Source organism: Mesorhizobium sp. M5C.F.Ca.ET.164.01.1.1 (assembly GCF_004792125.1).
In the GTDB taxonomy this organism is placed as follows: Bacteria; Pseudomonadota; Alphaproteobacteria; order Rhizobiales; family Rhizobiaceae; genus Mesorhizobium; species Mesorhizobium wenxiniae.
On the sequence record NZ_SRTG01000323.1, the window covers coordinates 1 to 334 of the forward strand.

General features: G+C 67.1%; 1 protein-coding gene. It reads left to right on the forward strand.

Going from position 1 to position 334, the window contains the following annotated elements; genetic code table 11:
• Positions 1 to 334: aldehyde dehydrogenase family protein (locus EN807_RS33665; RefSeq protein ID WP_135938028.1), on the forward strand; the 334-nt coding region annotated here is incomplete at both ends.

The following is a 334-nucleotide window of genomic DNA, read 5'->3' on the forward strand; positions in this document are numbered from 1 at the left end:
GGCGACCCAGGCCGCGATCGGCACCGTGCCCGACATGGCCGCTCCGGAGACCCGCGCGGCCATAGACGCCGCGGCTGCTGCCTATGGGGATTGGAGGAAGAAAACCAACGCCGAGCGCGCTGCCCTCCTGGAGGCCTGGCATGGGCTGATGCTGGCGAATCTGGACGATCTTGCGCTGATCCTGACGACCGAACAGGGCAAGCCGCTGGACGAGGCCAAAGGCGAGATCCGCTACGGCGCGTCCTTCGTCAAATGGTTCGCCGAGGAGGCACGCCGCATCAACGGCCACACCATCCCCTCGCCGACGCAAGACCGGCGCATCATCGTGCTGAAG